The sequence below is a fragment of the Rhizobium sp. BK316 genome (genome assembly GCF_014193695.1).
In the GTDB taxonomy this organism is placed as follows: domain Bacteria; phylum Pseudomonadota; class Alphaproteobacteria; order Rhizobiales; family Rhizobiaceae; genus Rhizobium.
The window spans coordinates 1,327,478-1,346,122 of sequence record NZ_JACHZR010000001.1; the positions used below are offsets into that span (position 1 = coordinate 1,327,478).

The following is an 18,645-nucleotide window of genomic DNA, read 5'->3' on the forward strand; positions in this document are numbered from 1 at the left end:
TCATCAAGGCGTGATGGTGCCGCTGAGCAGGCCGTAAAATCCTACGAGTCCCGCAATCACGGTGACGGCGAAAACGATGAGTTCGATGCTGGTGAAAAGCGTCAGTTTCTGCTCGCGCCGCGCCCAGACGTAAAGGATGGTGCCCGGCACGAACAAAACGCTGACGAGCAGAACGTATTTGAGCCCGGCGGCGACGAACATGATGATCGTGTAAATGACGGCGATCCAGGCAAAGACCTGGTCGCGGCCGCGCTCCCCGGGTGTCTCCTCGTAGCCTTCGCCGCGGCGCGCGAGCAAAACGCCATAGCCTGCGACCAAAAGGTAGGGCAGAAGGGCCGTCACGCTGGTCATGTCGAGCATGAAGTTGAAAGCGTCGCGAGACCAGTAGGTCGAGATGACGAACAACGAGACGACGATATTCGTCAGCCACAACGCGTTGGCCGGTACCCTATTGCTGTTTTGCGCCGCAAAAAGCCTCGGCATGTCCGCCGATTTGGCAGCGGCAAACAGCACTTCGGCGCAGATCAGCGACCATGCGAGATAGGCGCCAAGGACCGAAACCAGCACGCCGATCGAAATGAATACCGCGCCCCAATGGCCGACGACCACTCCGAGGACGCCGGCAAGCGAAGGATTTTGGACTCCCGCGATCGTTGAGCGCGTCATCGCAGCATAGGGAAGCAAGGTGATCGCCACCATCAAACCGGTCACTCCGATGAAGCCCAGAATGGTCGCGGTACCGACATCGGCGCGGGTCTTGGCGAAGCGGGAATAGACGCTCGCTCCTTCGATCCCGATGAAGACGAAGACGGTAATGAGCATCGTGTCACGAACCTGCGCGACCAAAGATTTTTCCGGCATATCCACGCCGCCGAAGAAATTGGCGGAAAACTGCGCGTAATTGAACGCGAAGGCCATAACCAGGATGGCGACGATGATCGGGACGATCTTGGCAATTGTCACGATCACATTGATGAATGCGGCTTGCTCGACGCCGCGCAGGATCATGAAATGGAAGGCCCATATCCCCAGGAGGGAAACGACAATGGCGATGATGGTGCTTCCGTCGCCAAAGATCGAAGGGAAGAACAGACCGAGCGTGGAGCCGATCAGGACCCAGTAAAAAACGTTGCCAAGGCAGCTGCCAAGCCAGTACCCGAAGGCGGAAAGGAAGCCCATATAATTTCCAAAGCCCTCTTTGGCATAGGCAAAAACACCAGAATCGATTTCCGGTTTTTTCTCCGCCAGGGCCTGAAACACGCGTGCAAGCATGTACATGCCAGTGCCGGCTATCAACCATGCTATGATCGCACCGAACGGACCGGTCGCCGTCCCGAAACGGCCGGGAAGATTGAATATGCCAGCGCCGACCATCGAACCGACGACCATCCCGGTCAGTGCGAAGAGGGATAATTTTTGCGTGGAAGCCGAAGCCATAATGCCCTCTCAGGAAGGTTGTTCGGACTTTTCGAAGATGTCATGCAGCAGGAATGTGCGTTTTAACCCACACTATAAAGTGCTTCCGTTCCGGCCGTGATCGCACAGAATCTCAGAACTATGCTTTGCGTCTAAAAGTGACGAAATTCACGAAGTTAGCGAACAAGGCGTTAAGGTGCGCGTTGACGGCAGCGACTTGAGAAGCAGAAGACTGGTCGGCGTGAAGCCGGAAGGTTGGGGAAGCGCCGGTGGCGCGACATTTTCGCACAAATACGGCAACGGCACGGATCTGCGGTATGACTTGGCTAGACGGAGATTCGACCGGTTGCGAGTGCGTAAATGGCAATCAGCGCGCCTATCGCCACAACGATGAACACCGGCGTTTCGGTCATCTTAAACACAGGACGCTTCTGCTCACGGCGCGCCATGAAGAACAGAATGGAACCGGGTCCGTAGATGGCGGCGGAAAGCAGGAGATGGGTGCCCCCTGCTGCGGCGATAAGGAAGGAAGTGTAGATGAGTGCCATTGCCGAACACACGAATTCGCGTCGTCGGCTTGCGGAATCCCGTTCGTAGGTCTCGCCGGTCAAAACAAGCTTGAAAGAATAGGCGGAGACGAGGAAATAGGGGATCAGAATCATCGAGCTGGTCAGTTCGATAGCGAGGTGAAGCGCATATTGCGCAAACAGCGACAGGATCAGGAAGACCTGCACCACGATGTTGGTCAACCACAGCGCATTTGACGGCACGCCGGCGCTGTTTTCACGCCTCAGAAATTCAGGCATCGTCCCATATCTCGAAGCGGAAAACAGAATTTCCGCAGCAAGCAGAACCCAGGAGAGATAGGCCCCGCCGACCGAGATCATTAGCCCGGCGCTGACAAACAGGGTGCCCCAGGGGCCGACGACCGCCGACAGCACGCCTGCCATCGACGGATTGCGCAAATTCGCAAGATCGGCACGTGGCATGACGCCGTAGGAAAGGATCGTCACCAGGACGAGCAGACAAAGCACGCCCGCAAAACCCAGCAATGTCGCAATTCCGACATCAGAGCGATTGCGGGCATAGCGAGAGTAGACGCTTGCGCCTTCAATGCCGACGAAAACGAATACCGTCACCAGCATCGTCGCGCGCACCTGCCCTGCGATGGCGCTGAACGTGACTGTCTCACCTCCCCAAAAATTGAGCGCGAACATGTCGGATTGAAAACCGTAAATGACAAATACGATGAAAAGGATGATCGGGATAATTTTGGCGTAGGTGACGATCGTATTGATCGATGCCGCGCCACGTATACCACGCAAGATCAGGGCGTGAACGATCCACAGCAGCACCGAGGAGGTGGCGATGGCCAAAATGGTATTTCCATCGCCGAAGATCGGGAAGAACAGGCCAAGCGTCGACTTGATCAGCACAAAGTAGGAAACATTGCCAAGCAGCGCTGCGGACCAGTAACCGAGCGCGGACAGGAACCCCAGATAGTTGCCGAAACCCGCTTTCGCATAGGCGTAGATGCCGGCGTCCAAGTCTGGTTTGCGTTCTGACAACGTCTGGAAGACGAACGCGAGCATCAACATGCCGAGACCGGCGATCATCCAGGCGATCGTTGCGCCGAATGGGCCTGTCGCGCGTCCGAAAGCTTGTGGAAGCGAAAAGATACCAGCGCCGACCATCGACCCCACGGACATCGCCGTCAGGGTCCACATCGAAAATTTGCCTTCGGAAGAGGAGCTCATGACAGACAATCCAGGTAGGCCTATTCTCCACGGCACGAACGGCCGTCCATCAACTTACATTACCTGATCCTCGACGCCCCGGTGATGGCATGGAATCTCATGCCTATGCTCTCCGTCCACCAAGCAGGCCGACTTCAGATCTGTTGGCATGGCGGCTGCAGATGCCCCTTCCGAGCCAGATCGCGCCGTCTGAAGGCGAGAAACCGGCGCTGCGACAGCAGGCAAATTCGACGGAACCGAATACGTTATAGGGCGATAGTAAAGCTGTCCCTGCCCGGCTAGATTGTGCTTTATAGTCGGTTATGCTAATAGACGATCCGAAATCCGGCGTGCCCGAAATCCGGCGTGAGTGTCGTAAGAACGGCCGAACATCCAGTTGAATGCAAATTTTGGTTGGAGACCTTCGATGTCGAATTCCGCTTTTCAAAGCGCAGCTCGGTCTGCGCGCGTATCATGACAGTTTGCCAGATAGGGACGCAGCAGACAGCCTTTCACTCAGCGCGACTTGCGGCTGGAAGGAATGCGACGGAAAAACGCGCACTCGGACCGATTAACACGCCGCAGTCGTCAAATCTCTCTTCCTTTGAATTCGTAACGAGCGACGTACCGAGGATCCGCCAGTTCGAGGCGTGGCGCACGAATTTCGCCCCGATCGTTGATCTCGGTTCCACGCATGACATGAGGAGGGGGTTCTTCGGCCAGCAGCTCACCTGGGACCTCGGCTGCTTCGTGTTTTCGCATGTCACGACGGATCCCCTGCAGTTCAGGAGCATAACACGTCACCACCGCTGGGAGCCGCTCGACCATTTCATCCTATCGGTTTTGCGTGCCGGAGAGGCGTATACGGAAACCCCCACAGGGACATTCCGTGGCACTGTCGGAGTCACGCAGGTCCACGCAATGGGTCGCAGTTTCCATGGCAGTCTGACGGCGAGTGAGATACTCATGTTGTTCGTCCCGCGGGATTTTTGCCCCCAAGTGACCCGGACCCTGGGTGCTGCGGAATTCACAACATTGGAAGGCGGCATGGCGCGGTTATTCCATGACTATATGGTGGGGCTCGCCAACCAGCTCCCGTTTGTCCAACAGGCCGATCTTCCCGCCTTGGTCGAGGCAACGCGAGCGATGGTACTCGCGTGCGCCTCTCCATCGGCCGACAACGTCCAGACGGCAAGTCATCCGATTGCAGTAACACTACTCGACCGTGCGCAAAAGATCATACAATCGAGGCTGTTCGACCCGACCCTGGGACCTGAGACGCTCGAACGAGAATTGGGAATTTCGCGCTCGCGTCTTTATCGCATGTTTGAGGCTTTTGGCGGCGTTAAGCACTATATCCAACATAGGCGTCTGCTCGATGCACACGCAGCTTTGGCGAATCCGAGCGATCAACGCCGCATACTCGATTTGGCAGAGCAACGCTGCTTCAGTGACGGCACGGAATTCAGTCGCGCCTTCAAGCGGGAATTCGGCTATAGCCCGACGGACGTGCGGATCGGAAGAAGAAGCAATTTTCCTTGCCGACAGTCTCCGGGCCTTGAGGAAAGCGATCCCGCAAGCCGGCTTGGAACAATGCTGCGCAGGCTGCACGGCTGAACCGCTGGCGCCGCCCGAGAGATGACGCGGATGGCGATCGGGATAGGGTTCTAGCGCGAGGATCTTGGCGGCAGACTGCACCCGGCGGCCGATCTCCTCCTCGGCCCTGCCGCGCAGCTTCAGGGAAAACCCATATTCTCCGCCGCCGTCAGATGCGGATAGAGCGCATAGCTCCGGAACCCCATGGCAGTGTCCCGCACCTTCGACGCTCACGCGCTAGTAGCGCGTTTTGCACCAGCACACTTCAGGTTCCATCAAACGCAGCTTTCATGGAATCGCTCGTCTAGGCGCCGGTCAATGCTGTTTCACAGCTCGGCTTTGATGAGGCTTCACATTCGACGCTTGTTTCGAATAAAAACGGCAGGCTAGTCTCGCCGTTTCATGAGAGGCAATTACCTTGCAACTTCGCCATCAGATCCTTGCCCTTGCGGTTCTTCCACTTATGCTCGCGATCACCCTGATCACGGCCTTCACGACATGGCAGTCCTCGAATCTGGCCCAGAGCAGCATCGAGGCTTTCGAACGCAACATGCTGAAGGCCAAAGAGAGCGAGCTTCTCAACCTGACAAACCTTGCTCTGTCGGCGATCAAGGATGTCTACGACGCTGGGGGATCGGACGACGAGCAGGCAAAGGAACAGGTCAGGCAGATATTGACGTCCCTTGACTACGGGCAAGACGGGTATTTCTTCGTTTACGACTACGACGGCAATAACGTCGTTCATCCGCGCCAATCATTCAGGCCGGGCCGCAACTGGCTGGACCTCACCGATCCTGACGGTGACCAGGTGATTGCGAACCTGATCTCCAAGGCGAAAGAAGGCGGAGGCCTTCACCAATATAAATGGGAGAAGCCTTCAAGCGGATCGATGGCCGACAAGCTGTCCTTTGCGGCCGGCCTCGACAAATGGCGTTGGATGATCGGTACCGGCGTTTATCTCGATGATGTCTTTGCCCAGACCGCTGCCGCCAAGGCGGATCTAAAGCAGAGCATCAGGCACACCTTTGTCGTCGTGACATTGATCGCCATTCCGTCGGTTCTGCTTGTCTTTGTAACTTGCATGGGCATTACCCTTCATGAGCGCCGCATGGCCGATGGCAAACAGAAACTGCTGACGCAACGCATTATCGATACGCAGGAGGAGGAACGAGCGAGACTCGCGCGGGAACTGCACGATGGCGTGTCGCAAAACCTGGTCGGCGTCCGCTATGCCTTCGATCTCGCCTCTCGCAAGGTCAGAGCAAATACCGCCGACGCCGTTGCGGCGATCGATCGGGGGATCGACGCATTGAATGGAGCGATCAAGGAAGTCAGGGACCTGTCGCATGAATTGCGCCCACGTATTCTCGACGATCTCGGACTGACCGCCGCATTGACGTCGCTTGGCAATCGTTTTCAAGAGCGGACGGGCATCACCGTATCGGTGGAATCCTCAAGCCCCGACACGCTTAAACCCGAAGCCAATACGGCGCTCTACCGGATAGCGCAGGAGGCGCTCGCAAATGTTGAACGACATGCCGAAGCCTCTCAGGTCTCAATCAGGATCTGGAGTACGAAAGCCCGTGTACGCATGTTGATCGCGGATAATGGGATTGGGTTCGCCAGAAAACCAGCGAATGAAAGCCAGACCTACTCGGGTGGGCTCGGGCTTAGAAACATGCAGGAACGAATGGCGCATTTTCGGGGCATTTTGATCGTTCAGACCAATGAGCATGGTACGGCACTGACCGCCATGTTTCCCAAATCGGCCAATGCGACAACGCCAGCGAAAGCAGCATGAAGAGAAAGGGAGACATTTCCGTCATTCTTGTCGACAATCACCCGCTCGTTCTCGAGGGGCTGCGCGCAGTGCTGGAGACCTACGAGCACATAAAAGTCGTCGGCACCGCCGAAGCTGTTCAAGCCGGCCTGGACATATCAACGCGACAATCCCCGGACATCGTCCTGCTGGACATCAACATGCCGCAGATCAGCGGCATCGATGCAATAGAGCTCTTCAAGGGCGCTGCCCCGTCGACCAAGGTCCTCATGCTGTCGATGCATGACAGCCGCGAATATATATCCGCATCGGTCCTCAAAGGCGCCTCGGGCTATATCCTCAAAGACGTCCCCAATGAAGAGATTGTCCGAGCGATCGAAACAGTAGCCGCCGGCGGCACCTATTTTTCTACCGGGGTTTCGGAGGTGCTTCTCCAGCAAAGGCGGAAGCAGGACAACGATCCGTTGCCGATCACTGCACGCGAGCGCGAAATCCTGACGCATCTTGCCATGGGGCGCAGCAACCGGGACATAGCCGGACTGCTCAATCTGTCGGTCGCGACCATCGAAACGCATCGCAAGACCATCAAGCGCAAACTAGGGGTTTCAACCACAGCCGACCTGACGCGCATCGCGATCGAGCATGGTCTGACATCGGCGGGCTGAGCGTTCTACCCACTACTGGGTAGAGGCCCTCAATTGACCGCTCTCTCATATTGCGTCGGTTGAAAGCAGTCCGTACCTGTGTTCGCCGACCGCTGCCTGCGGCTTCGGGAGGACATCATGGCTGGATTTTTGGCGCTATCGCGGGCGGTAGACGCGATCAATACCTTTTTCGGGAAAGCTGTTTCCTGGCTTCTGCTGCTGGCAGTGCTGATCAGCGCCATCAACGCGACGACACGCAAGCTCTTCAATGTGAGTTCCAACGCGTGGCTGGAAGCGCAGTGGTACCTGTTCTCCGCCGCATTCCTGGTTGCGGCCGCGTGGACTTTGATGAGCAACGAGCATGTTAAGGTGGATCTGGTCTATGGGCGCCTTTCCCGCCGGGTCCAGCTCTGGATCGAAGTCCTCGGCACAATCCTCTTTCTGTTCCCGTTTTGCCTTATCACCATCTACCTCTCCTGGCCGACGGTGATCGAGAAGTTTTCGACCGGGGAAATATCCAACAACACCGGCGGGCTCATCCTCTGGCCGGTCTGGGCGATGATTCCGCTTGGTTTCGGGCTGCTCGCACTTCAGGGCGTCTCCGAACTCATCAAGCGGATTGCGATCCTTCGTGGCGACTTGCCCGACGCCATCGCGATCGCAGACACCGAAGCGCAGACCCTCTAAGGCCAGGATCCCGATCATGTTTGAATTTTTCGCGGAAAACCTCGCGCCGATCATGTTCCTGTCGCTGATCGTCGTACTCCTGCTCGGCTATCCCGTGGCCTTCGCCCTCGCCTTCGTCGGGTTCATCTTCGGCTTCGTGGGCATCGAGATGAGGCTTTTGCCCGTCAACCTCTTCGGTGCCATCCCCGATCGCATTTTCGGCCAGATGTCGAACGAGACGCTGTTGGCTATCCCGTTCTTCACCTTCATGGGACTGATCCTGGAACGAAGCGGCATGGCCGAGGATCTGCTCGACACGATCGGGCAGCTGTTTGGCCCGGTTCGCGGCGGTCTTGCCTTCGCGGTCATTTTCGTCGGTGCAATCCTGGCTGCGACGACCGGCGTCGTGGCGGCATCGGTCATCTCGATGGGCCTGATCTCGCTGCCGATCATGCTGCGCTACGGGTATGACCGGCGCGTGGCCGCCGGCACGATCGCGGCCTCAGGCACCTTGGCACAGATCATTCCGCCAAGCCTTGTGCTCATCATCCTCGCCGACCAGCTCGGCCGTTCTGTCGGCGACATGTACAAGGGTGCGCTCGTTCCGGGCCTGCTGCTCGTTGCCGCCTACGCTCTCTACATCATCACGATGTCGATCCTGCGCCCGCCGAGTGTACCGGCGCTGCCGGCCGCTGCGCGCACGCTCAAGGGCTGGAGGCTCCTGCAGCGCGTCATCATCTCGCTCGTGCCGCCGCTGGTCCTGATCTTTCTCGTTCTCGGCACCATCTTCATCGGCCTTGCGACGCCGACGGAAGGCGGCGCGATGGGTGCGGTTGGTGCTCTGGCACTCGCTGCCATCAACCGCCGTCTCGATCTGGCGATGGTCAAGTCGGCGCTCTATGCGACGGCGAAGCTCTCTTCCTTCGTGATCTTCATTCTTCTTGGCGCCCGCGTCTTCTCTTTGACCTTCTATGGCGTCAACGGCCATGTCTGGGTGGAACATCTGATGACGTCTATCCCGGGCGGCGAAGTCGGCTTCCTGATTGTCGCCAACCTGCTCGTCTTCTTCCTGGCCTTCTTTCTCGACTATTTCGAGCTCGCCTTCATCATCATTCCGCTACTGGCACCGGTCGCCGATAGCCTCGGCATCGACCTGATCTGGTTCGGTGTCATGCTGGCGATCAACATGCAGACCTCGTTCATGCACCCGCCCTTCGGCTTCTCGCTGTTCTACCTTCGGTCGGTCGCGCCAACCCGTGCTTACAAGGACCGGATGACCGGCGAAACGATCCAGCCGGTTACATCGGGCCAAATCTACATGGGCGCCCTGCCTTATCTCGGCATCCAGTTAGCCATGGTGATCATCGTCATCGCCTTCCCGCAACTTGTGACGCACTACAAGTCGGGCCGTGTAGCCGTCGATCCGTCGACGATCGAGTTGAACGTGCCGATGCCTGGCGAGGATGGAGCCAATCCCTTCGGCACACCAGCCGCTCCCTTCGGAGCCGAGCCATCAGAGAGTGAGCCCCCGCCACCGGCCTTCGACGCGCCGGCACCCGATTTCGGATCGCCGACGCCAAGCTTCGGCGCTCCGGAACAGAATGGATCTAATCCCTAACGTTCACAGGGAAAAAACTGAGATCGCTGCCGCACTCCATGCGGCAGGATTAACCTACAGAGGAGGACAATCATGACGAAAGACATGGGCCGTAGAGGCTTCTTGACGAAAGGCGCGCTGGCGGGCGCTGCCACCGTTGCAGGCGCTTCGCTTGCCGCTCCCGCATTCGCCCAGAGCACGCCGACGCTTCGCTGGCGCCTGACATCAGGCTTCCCGAACAACCTCGACACGATCTACGGCGGTGCGGTGGTCATGGCCGATGCACTGAACAAGATCACCGAGGGCAAGTTCCAGATCCAGGTCTTCCAGGCAGGTGAACTTGTGCCCGGCGCCCAGGCGATCGATGCGGTCAAGTCGAATACGGTCGAGCTTGCCCATACCTGCGGCTATTATTTCACCGGCAAGGATCCGACATTCGCGATCGGTTCCACCATCCCCTTCGGCCTGAACGGTCGCCAGCAGAACGCCTGGCTCTATCATGGCGGCGGCAACGAAGCTTACAATGAATTCTTGTCGGACTATGGCGTGGTCGGCATTCCGGGCGGCGCCACAGGTGCCCAGATGGGCGGCTGGTTCCGCGAAGAGATCAAGTCGGTCGCGGATCTCAAGGGTGTCAAGATGCGGATCGCAGGCGTTGCCGGCGAAGTCATGTCGCGCCTTGGCGTCGTCCCGCAGCAACTTCCGGGTGGCGATATCTACCCCGCGCTTGAGCGCGGCACGATCGACGCCGCCGAGTGGATTGGTCCTTACGATGACGAGAAGCTCGGCTTCTACCAGATCGCTCAGAACTATTACTACCCGGCCTACTGGGAAGGCGGCCTGACGATCCATTTCTTCATCAACAAGTCACAATACGAAGGCCTGCCAGACACCTACAAGGCAGCGCTCGACACGGCTTGCAAGGCCGCGAACGTCAATATGCAGGCGCTCTACGACGTCAAGAATACGGCTGCTATCCGTTCGCTCGTCGGCAAGGGCGTCAAGCTGCGTCCCCTGCCCCGCGACGTCATGGACGCCGCTTACAAGGCCTCCTTCGAGCTCTACGGCGAGTACGGCCAGAAGCATCCGGCCTGGGCAAAGATCTATCCGGGCTGGAAAAAGTTTCGCGACGAGAGTTTCGAATGGTTCCGTGTCGCTGAATATAGCTACGACAGCTACATGTACGCCGCTCAGGCGGCCAAGAAATGATCTGCCGTGGAGCCGGGTTCGCCCGGCTCTCCCTTCGAGCGGTTCATTGCTTATGGGAATCTGGCTGGGATTCCCATATGTGACGATCCCGTCCTCTGGCAGCAACGATCTGCGCCTCAAGGTCGGCTATGTTGGCCGCCTTCGCGGCGTGGACCCCATTGCCGAAGCATGTGCGACGAAGTCGATCTCCGGCGCTCCTCGATGTTGCAATCCTGTACATGTTGTTGAACTCTTCGCCGCCGCATCCGATCTGCGGCGGTTTATGCCGCCGTACCCTCTGTTGTCGATGAGCACGATCTGACCGGTAGACTGAAGCTTCTCCGTAACCACTCGGCTTTCCACGAACCGGCTTTCGCCATGGCCATAGTCTAACGGAACGGCCATTGTACTTTAAGTACCTTGATCCTCAGCTCCTTCATGTTCGAGTTCCAACAAACGGTTTCTGCTCGACCGCAGCAGACTTTCCGTCCGAAGGGCTTGCAAGGGAACTGACATCGATCCAATCGCCTGCTTTTTATGGTTACCTCATCATACCAGTTGACATGTCAATGAGCATCCTGCAAGAAAGGCTCCAGCTTACAAGAGGAGGACGTAATGCTGACGCTTTCTGCAAAATTGAAGTCTTCATGCATGGCCGCCATCGCGCTCGCGGCCATCGCGGTTACCCCCGCCAAAGCCGAAGACATCACGCTCTGGACGCTGAACTTCGACAACAATGCCGCCAACGTGGCGCTGAAGAAGGTTGCCAGTGACTTTGAAGCGGCAAACCCCGGAACCCATATCGAAATCGTCCAGCGCGCCGTCGACGAGCACAAGACGGCGCTGCGCGTGGCTGCCGGCTCCAACCGCGGACCGGATATCTATTTCAGCTGGGCGGGCCTTGGCCTCGGCGGCGAATATGTGAAGGCCGGCCTGTCGCTGCCGCTCGACAAGTACTACACCGAATACAAATGGAACGACGAGCTGCTTCCCTCGGCAGCCGCCTTTGCCGACCTCTATGCGGGTGGCAAGCACGGCACGCCTTTCACCTTCAAGGGTGAAGCCGTCTATTACAACAAGAAGCTCTTCCAGCAGGCCGGCATCACCGAAGAGCCAAAGACCTATGAGGAGCTTCTGGCGGCGGCTGAAAAACTGAAGGCAGCCGGCATTCCGGGCTTCACCTTCGGCGGCACCGTCAACTGGCACGTCATGCGTTTGATGGACGTGATCCTCGAAACCAAGTGCGGTGCGGAAAGGCACGACCAGCTGAAGCTGATGAAGCTCGATTGGTCGAAGGAGCCCTGCGCTACCGACAGTTTCGCCGAATTCGCCAAGTGGACGAAGGACTATACGCTGCAGCCCTTCATGGGCATCGACAACAAGCAGTCTTATAGCCTCTTCACGGCGGGCCGCGCGGCCATGATGTTGGAAGGCGACTGGCTGGTTGGCCAGCTCTCCGGCAGCGGCGCCAACCTCGACGATTACGGGATCTTCCCCTTCCCGACCAATACCAACCGCCTCTATGGTTTTGCCGAGTACAATTACATCAGCACCAAGACCAAGAACCCGGACATGGCTGCGAAATTCATTGACTATTTCCTGTCGACGAAGGTGCAGCAGGATCTCGTCGGCCAGATCAGCTCGATCTCGGTCAATAAGAACGTCCAGTACACCAACCAGAAGCCTCTGGAAGCCGAATGGCTGGATATCTTCAAGACCTACAGCAAGATCTACATGAATGGCGACCAGGCCTTCCCGCTTGACGTGACGACGGAATATTTCCGCGTCATCAACGATGTCGCCTCTGGCAGCATTGAGCCGGCCGCAGCAGCCAAGCAGATGCAGGCCTTCATCGCCGGCAGAACCTAACTCCTCCCGAGACGCCGGCTGATCGACACTCATGTCGGTCGGCTGGCGCCCGCCTTTGCAAGACCGAAAGGGGCAACGCCCTGCCCGGAGGTGAGCATGTCATTGCGCCAAACAACTCATGATCCCCGCGTGCAGGCCTTCATCCTGCTCGTCCCGGCTCTGGCCATCTACGCGATCTTCGCGCTCTACCCGATGCTGAATGTGGTCGTCATCAGCTTCCAGAAATGGAACGGGCTCGACCCGCAGCGCCCCTTCGTCGGCTTTGCGAATTATACGGCAATCTTCACGCGCGACCCGGTCTTCTGGGTCGCCTTCAAGAACACCGTGATCTGGACGTTGATGAGCCTGATCTTCCCGCCGCTGGTCGGGCTGCTCTTGGCGCTCAGCCTCAACCAGAAGATTTTTGGCCGCAACAGCCTGCGCGCCATCTTCTACCTGCCCGTCATCATCGCGCCGATCGCCGTCGCCACGATGTGGAAGTGGATGTACGATCCGTTCTTCGGCCTGTTCAGCCAGATGCTGACCTCCTGGGGCATGCAGACCTGGATCAAGGACTGGCTCGGCAACAAGGACATCGCGCTCTATTCCGTCTTCATCGCCTATCTCTGGCAGACTGTCGGCTTCTCGATGGTGCTCTTCCTGGCAGGCCTCCAGAACGTCTCGCAGACGCTGGTCGAGGCCGCCCGCATCGACGGCGCCGGCCGTTGGGCCGTGTTCAAGCATGTCACCCTGCCGGCGCTGCGCCCGACGATCACTATCGTGCTGGTGCTTTCGATCATCTCGTCGCTGAAAGCCTTCGATATCGTCTACGGTCTGACCGGCGGCGGACCCGCGCAGTCGACGCAGATGCTGGCGCTCTGGGCCTTCACCCAGGCGATGCAGATCTTCGATTTCGGCCGCGGTGCGGCGATCTCCGTCGTCCTGCTCCTGATTACCATGGCGATCGTTATTCCCTACCTGCGCTGGACGCAAAAGCATGAGGAGGTCGAATCGTGACAGCTCTCGGAGCCGCAGCCGATGATCTCGACATCGATATGAAGCCCCTTCGCCTGAAGCGCGATCCCATCCTCATCGGCTTGTGGATCGCCCTCATCCTTGTCGCGCTGATCTGGGTGGCACCCTTCGTCTTCATCGTCTTTACCTCGCTGAAGACACCGGCTGCAGTCACCAGCACTGGCGCCTTCATGCCGCCGACGGACCTCGCCTTCCAGAACTATGCAGACGCCTGGAGCCGCGGCAATTTCGCCAGCTCCTTCTTCAACAGCGTGATCATCACCGTGATCAAGGTGCCGCTCGGCCTCGCGCTGTCGGCAATGGCGGCTTACGCGCTTGCCAAGATCAAGCTGAGAATCAGCAAGGCGCTGCTGCTGCTCGTGGTCTTCGGCACGATGATCCCCTTCCAGGTGATGCTCGCACCGCTCTTCACGCTGGTGAATTCCTTCGGGCTGATCGACACCTATCCGGGCGTCATCCTGCCCTATATCGCCTTCGGCGTTCCCTATCAGGTCTTCATCCTGCATGGCTTCTTCAAGGGCATTCCGAAGGAGCTGTCGGAGGCGGCCCTCATCGATGGCGCGACGCATTTCACCATCTTCCGGCGGATCTTCCTGCCCGTCTGCCTGCCGGTTCTCGCCGCTTTGCTGATCCTCGACTTCGTCTCCACCTGGAACGAATTCGCCATGGCGCTCGTCCTTCTGCAGGACCAGCATATGTGGACCCTGCCGCTCGGCCTCATGTCGTTCCAGGGGCAGTTTTCCAGCAATTACGGCCAGCTCAACGCCGCGATCGTCATGACGGTCCTGCCGGCGACGATCGTCTATCTCATGTTCCAGCGCTACTTCGTGTCCGGACTGACCTCCGGAGCCGTCAAGGGCTGATACCGAAATCTTGTTCTTCGAGGAGAGACATATGTCCGATGCAGCAGTCGAAAAATGGGGCGTGTTCGAAGCGGGTTTCGCCGGCCCGTCCGAAGGCAATCCCTATCTCGACGTGGCATTCGATGCCGTGTTCACGCATAAGAGCCGCGAGGTCCGCGTGCCGGGCTTTTATGACGGCAACGGCACCTATCGCATCCGCTTCATGCCCGACACGGAGGGTCAATGGTCCTTCAGGACACGCTCGAAGACGGCGGCCCTCGACGGCAAGACGGGCTCGTTTGTGGCAACCGCGCCTTCCGCCGGCAATCACGGTCCGGTGCGCGTGCGCAACAAGTTCCATTTCGGCTATGCCGACGGCACGCCCTTCTTCTCCTTCGGCACGACATGTTACGCTTGGACGCATCAGCCGCTGGAGATGCAGAAGCAGACGCTGGAGACGCTGAAGAAGACGCGGTTCAACAAGATCCGCATGGGCGTCTTCCCGAAGGACTATCCCTATAATACCAATGAGCCGCTGCATGCCTGCTTCGAAACGGGCGCCGACGGCAGGCTCGATTTCGATCGTCCGAACCCTGCCCTCTTTCAGCATTTCGACCGGCAGGTGGCAGCCCTTTGCGCGCTTGGCATCGAGGCCGACATCATCATTTTCCACCCCTATGACCGCTGGGGCTATGCCGACATGTCGGCCGAGCAGGATTTCCGTTATGTCGCCTATCTTGCAGCACGGCTTTCCGCCTACCGGAACGTCTGGTGGTCGCTCGCCAACGAATATGACTTCCTGATCGATACAAAGCCGATGGAACAATGGGACCGCTACTTCCACATCCTGGAGGAAAACGATCCCTACCAGCACCTGCGCTCGATCCATAATGGCGACGTAACGGCGAATTTCGACCATCGCAAGCCCTGGGTGACGCATACCTGCATCCAGAACCCCGACGTCAAGCGCACGCAGGAATGGCGCAACGCCTACGGCAAGCCGGTCGTCAACGACGAGCCGGAATATGAAGGCGACATCGTGCAGTCCTGGGGCAATCTCTCCGCACAGGAGCTCGTGCACCGCTATTGGATCACCATGGCGCGCGGCGGGTATGCCGGCCACGGCGAGACCTATTCGCATCCTGACGATCTGATCTGGTGGGCGAAGGGCGGTGAGTTGCGCGGCGAGGCCTGGAAGCGCATCGGCTTCCTGCGCGACCTGCTCGAGGCCGACGTCAAGTACGGGCTGGAGCCGCTCGGCGTAATCGGCGAATGGCCTTGGTCGCGCGTCTCGGGCGCGCGAGACGGCGACGGCGATTTCCGGCTGATCTATCTCGGCGAACATCAGCCGGTCATCTGGTCATCAGGCCTGCCGCTCGACGGCACCGATTACGACGTCGATATCATCGACACCTGGGAGATGACGATCACGCCGGCCGAAAAGATTGCAGCCCCTGTTCCGCATCCCACCCGTCATGGCGCGATCGTGCGCGGCGGCAAGCCGGACGCGGCCTTCGGCGTCAAGCTTCCCCGCAAGCCGCATCAAGCGCTGCGCGTGCGCAGAAAGCGCTAAGGATAGAAGGAGTCCCCATGTCCGGGTTGAGCATCAATAAAGTCAAGAAATCCTTCGGTTCGGTCGACATCATCCACGGTATCGATGTCGAGATCGCCGATGGCGAGTTCGTCATCCTTGTCGGACCGTCGGGCTGCGGCAAGTCCACGCTGTTGCGTATGATTGCCGGCCTCGAGGAAATCAGCGCCGGCAAGATCAGCATCGACGGGCGCGTCGTCAACAATCTGCAGCCGAAGGATCGTGATATCGCCATGGTCTTTCAGAACTACGCGCTTTATCCGCAGATGACGGTCGCCCAGAACATGGGCTTTGCGCTGGAACTGGCCGGCGCCAGGCGGCCGGAGATCGACAGGAAAGTCTCCGAAGCTGCCGCCATCCTCGGCCTGCAGCCGCTGCTGGAGCGCAAGCCGGCGCAGCTTTCGGGCGGCCAGCGCCAGCGCGTCGCGATGGGCCGCGCCATCGTCCGCGATCCGAAGGTCTTCCTCTTCGACGAGCCGCTGTCGAACCTCGACGCCAAACTCCGCGTCAAGATGCGAGCGGAGATCAAGGCGCTGCATCAACGCCTGAAGACGACGATCGTCTATGTCACGCACGACCAGATCGAAGCCATGACCATGGCCGACAAGATCGTCGTGCTGCAGGGCGGCCGGGTCGAACAGATCGGCAGCCCGCTCGAACTCTACGACCGGCCGCGTAATATCTTCGTCGCGGGCTTCCTCGGCTCGCCGGCGATGAACTTCCTCGAAGGCACGCTCGAGACTGGCGGCAGCCCGAGCCTCGCTCTTTCTGGCGGCGCGCGTGTGAAACTCTCACAGGCACCGGCCAATTCCGCCGGCAAGCCGCTGACGCTCGGCATCCGCCCTGAGGACATTTCGCTCGGCGGATACGAGGGCGTCGAGGCGGTCGTGAAAGTTATCGAGCCGACCGGCTCGGAAACCCATGTCGCCGTTGAGGTCGAAGGCAAGGAGCTGACTTGGGTCGTGCGCGAGCGCGTGAACCTCGCCCCGGAGCAACGCGTCAAGCTGTCCTTTGCGTCTCCCAAGGTGCATTTCTTCGACCGACAGACGCAGAGCAGGCTCGACGCCTGAGCGACCACGTAAACAGCCAGGCCGGGCGGCCTGGCACCGCCCGGCTCTTTTCACGGTGGTGGTCCGCTCCAGTCAGGTCACCGTACTGAGTGTTCGCGCAATCGCATTGCGCCATCCGACAATTCTCGCCTGTCGGTCAATCTCCGTCATGTCAGGCTGAAAGCTGCGGTCGCGCGCCCAGGCGCGGGCAAACTCGCTTTGCCCCGGCCAGACACCCGCCTGCGATCCTGCAAGCCAGGCCGCACCAAGCGCCGTCGTCTCCAGCGTCGCGGCGCGGTCGACGGGGCTCGAAAGAATATTGGCGAGATGCTGCATGGTCCATTCGGAGGCCGACATGCCGCCATCGACGCGCAGGACGGTTTCGATCGGATGGTCGCCCCAATCGCTCCGCATCGCCACCAGAAGGTCGAGCGTCTGGTAGGCAATCGATTCCAGTACGGCGCGCGCCAGTTCCGCCGGGCCGCTGTTGCGCGTCAGGCCGAAGATCGCGCCCCGCGCCTCCGGATCCCAATAGGGAGCGCCGAGCCCGGTAAAGGCGGGCACGACATAGACCCGTTGCTGTGGATCGGCTTTGTCAGCCAATGCCCCGGTTTCCGACGCCTTTTCGATGATGCCGAGGCCGTCGCGCAGCCATTGCACCGCCGCCCCCGCGATGAAGATCGACCCCTCCAGCGCATAGGTCGTCTTGCCGTTCAGGCGATAGGCAATGGTGGTCAAAAGCCGGTTCTTCGACCGCACCATATCATCCCCGGTGTTCAAGAGCGCGAAACAACCGGTGCCGTAGGTCGATTTCATCATGCCCGGCTCGAAACAGGCATTGCCGATCGTTGCCGCCTGCTGATCGCCGGCAACACCAAGGATGGGAATGGCCGCGCCGAGGATGTCGGGATCGACCAAACCGAAAGTGGCGGCACTGTCCTTGACCTCAGGCAGCAGGCTACGCGGGATGCGCAGGATCTCGAGAAGCTCGTCGTCCCAGCAGTTCTCGGCGATATTATAGAGCAGGGTTCGCGAGGCGTTGGTCGCATCGGTGACATGCGCCCGCCCGCCGGTCAGCTTGTAGATGATCCAGCTGTCGATGGTGCCGAAACAGACCTCGCCGGCCTCCGCCCGGGTGCGCAGCCCTTCGACGTTGTCGAGCAGCCAGCGCAGCTTCGTGCCGGAAAAATAGGGATCGAGGAGCAGGCCGGTCTTGGCGGTAAAAAGCTTTTCGTAGCCATCGACTTTCAGCCGGTCGCACATTTCCGCCGTGCGCCGGTCCTGCCAGACGATCGCCTTGTAGAGCGGCCGGCCGGTGGCTCTTTCCCAGACGACGACAGTTTCGCGCTGGTTGGTGATACCAACAGCGGCAATTGCGCCGGGCGCCACGCCGCTCCTTGCCAGCGCATCGCGCACGGTCGAAAGCACCGTGTCCCAGATTTCGGCCGCATCATGCTCCACCCAGCCGGTCTGCGGGAAATACTGGGTGATCTCCGTCTGGGCCGACGATGCGATCCGCATCTGGGGGTCGAAGAGAATTGCCCGCGACGATGTCGTGCCCTGGTCGATGGCAAGGATATGGCCACTCATGGCATCTCTTTCCTGCGCAGCAGCCGTCGTTCCGTCGGGACGACGGCTTGTCCTCGTTTTGTATTTG

At 59.2% G+C, this 18,645-nt stretch carries 15 protein-coding genes and 1 pseudogene; 12 read left to right on the forward strand and 4 right to left on the reverse strand.

Annotation, left to right across the window (positions count from 1 at the left end):
• Positions 1-3: 3 nt before the first annotated feature.
• Both FHT87_RS05935 and FHT87_RS05940 read right to left on the reverse strand, forming a co-directional pair.
• Positions 4-1,437, reverse strand: a complete 1,434-nt coding sequence (locus tag FHT87_RS05935) for a basic amino acid/polyamine antiporter (protein WP_183726292.1) — start codon at positions 1,435-1,437, stop codon at positions 4-6.
• Between the two features lie 305 nt (positions 1,438-1,742).
• Positions 1,743-3,173: a basic amino acid/polyamine antiporter gene (locus tag FHT87_RS05940; RefSeq protein WP_183726294.1), complete on the reverse strand. Its 1,431-nt coding sequence runs from the start codon at positions 3,171-3,173 to the stop codon at positions 1,743-1,745.
• Positions 3,174-3,566: 393 nt separating this feature from the next.
• Between FHT87_RS05940 and FHT87_RS05945 the strand changes: the two genes are divergently transcribed.
• Positions 3,567-4,769 carry a helix-turn-helix domain-containing protein gene (locus FHT87_RS05945; protein ID WP_246698038.1) on the forward strand — a complete coding sequence of 401 codons (1,203 nt, stop codon included), beginning with the start codon at positions 3,567-3,569 and terminating at the stop codon, positions 4,767-4,769.
• 9 nt (positions 4,770-4,778) lie between these two features.
• Here the strand turns inward: FHT87_RS05945 and FHT87_RS31140 are convergent.
• Positions 4,779-4,972, reverse strand: a pseudogene (locus tag FHT87_RS31140) (sugar ABC transporter ATP-binding protein); the annotation flags it as partial.
• A 194-nt stretch (positions 4,973-5,166) separates the two neighbouring features.
• On the opposite strand from FHT87_RS31140, the gene FHT87_RS05950 reads away from it, so the two are divergent.
• The 11 genes from FHT87_RS05950 (at position 5,167) to ugpC (ending at position 17,009) form a co-directional block, all read left to right on the forward strand.
• Complete coding sequence (locus tag FHT87_RS05950) at positions 5,167-6,549, forward strand: cache domain-containing protein (protein WP_183800210.1); 1,383 nt, start codon at positions 5,167-5,169, stop codon at positions 6,547-6,549.
• Positions 6,546-7,193, forward strand: coding sequence for a response regulator transcription factor (locus FHT87_RS05955; RefSeq protein ID WP_183726298.1), 648 nt, complete (start codon positions 6,546-6,548; stop codon positions 7,191-7,193). Before FHT87_RS05950 ends, FHT87_RS05955 begins: the two co-directional genes overlap by 4 nt.
• A gap of 117 nt (positions 7,194-7,310) precedes the next feature.
• Positions 7,311-7,859 carry a TRAP transporter small permease subunit gene (locus tag FHT87_RS05960; RefSeq protein ID WP_183727257.1) on the forward strand — a complete coding sequence of 183 codons (549 nt, stop codon included), beginning with the start codon at positions 7,311-7,313 and terminating at the stop codon, positions 7,857-7,859.
• A 16-nt stretch (positions 7,860-7,875) separates the two neighbouring features.
• Positions 7,876-9,456 carry a TRAP transporter large permease subunit gene (locus FHT87_RS05965; RefSeq protein ID WP_183726300.1) on the forward strand — a complete coding sequence of 527 codons (1,581 nt, stop codon included), beginning with the start codon at positions 7,876-7,878 and terminating at the stop codon, positions 9,454-9,456.
• A gap of 72 nt (positions 9,457-9,528) precedes the next feature.
• Positions 9,529-10,644, forward strand: coding sequence for a TRAP transporter substrate-binding protein (locus tag FHT87_RS05970; protein ID WP_183726301.1), 1,116 nt, complete (start codon positions 9,529-9,531; stop codon positions 10,642-10,644).
• A 79-nt stretch (positions 10,645-10,723) separates the two neighbouring features.
• Positions 10,724-10,945, forward strand: a complete 222-nt coding sequence (locus tag FHT87_RS31495) for a hypothetical protein (protein WP_183726303.1) — start codon at positions 10,724-10,726, stop codon at positions 10,943-10,945.
• 293 nt (positions 10,946-11,238) lie between these two features.
• Positions 11,239-12,492, forward strand: a complete 1,254-nt coding sequence (locus tag FHT87_RS05980; protein ID WP_183726305.1) for an extracellular solute-binding protein — start codon at positions 11,239-11,241, stop codon at positions 12,490-12,492.
• A 96-nt stretch (positions 12,493-12,588) separates the two neighbouring features.
• Positions 12,589-13,488: a sugar ABC transporter permease gene (locus tag FHT87_RS05985; RefSeq protein ID WP_183726307.1), complete on the forward strand. Its 900-nt coding sequence runs from the start codon at positions 12,589-12,591 to the stop codon at positions 13,486-13,488.
• 38 nt (positions 13,489-13,526) lie between these two features.
• A complete protein-coding gene (locus FHT87_RS05990) occupies positions 13,527-14,369 on the forward strand; it encodes a carbohydrate ABC transporter permease (protein WP_183727259.1) in 843 nt (280 codons plus the stop codon).
• Positions 14,370-14,400: 31 nt separating this feature from the next.
• Positions 14,401-15,921 carry a DUF5060 domain-containing protein gene (locus FHT87_RS05995; protein WP_183726309.1) on the forward strand — a complete coding sequence of 507 codons (1,521 nt, stop codon included), beginning with the start codon at positions 14,401-14,403 and terminating at the stop codon, positions 15,919-15,921.
• 17 nt (positions 15,922-15,938) lie between these two features.
• Positions 15,939-17,009, forward strand: a complete 1,071-nt coding sequence (ugpC, locus tag FHT87_RS06000; protein ID WP_183800213.1) for a sn-glycerol-3-phosphate ABC transporter ATP-binding protein UgpC — start codon at positions 15,939-15,941, stop codon at positions 17,007-17,009.
• Between the two features lie 72 nt (positions 17,010-17,081).
• Here ugpC and glpK read toward each other — a convergent pair whose 3' ends face one another.
• Entirely contained in the window at positions 17,082-18,578 is a 1,497-nt protein-coding gene (glpK, locus tag FHT87_RS06005; RefSeq protein ID WP_183800216.1) for a glycerol kinase GlpK, read from the reverse strand.
• Positions 18,579-18,645: the final 67 nt, after the last annotated feature.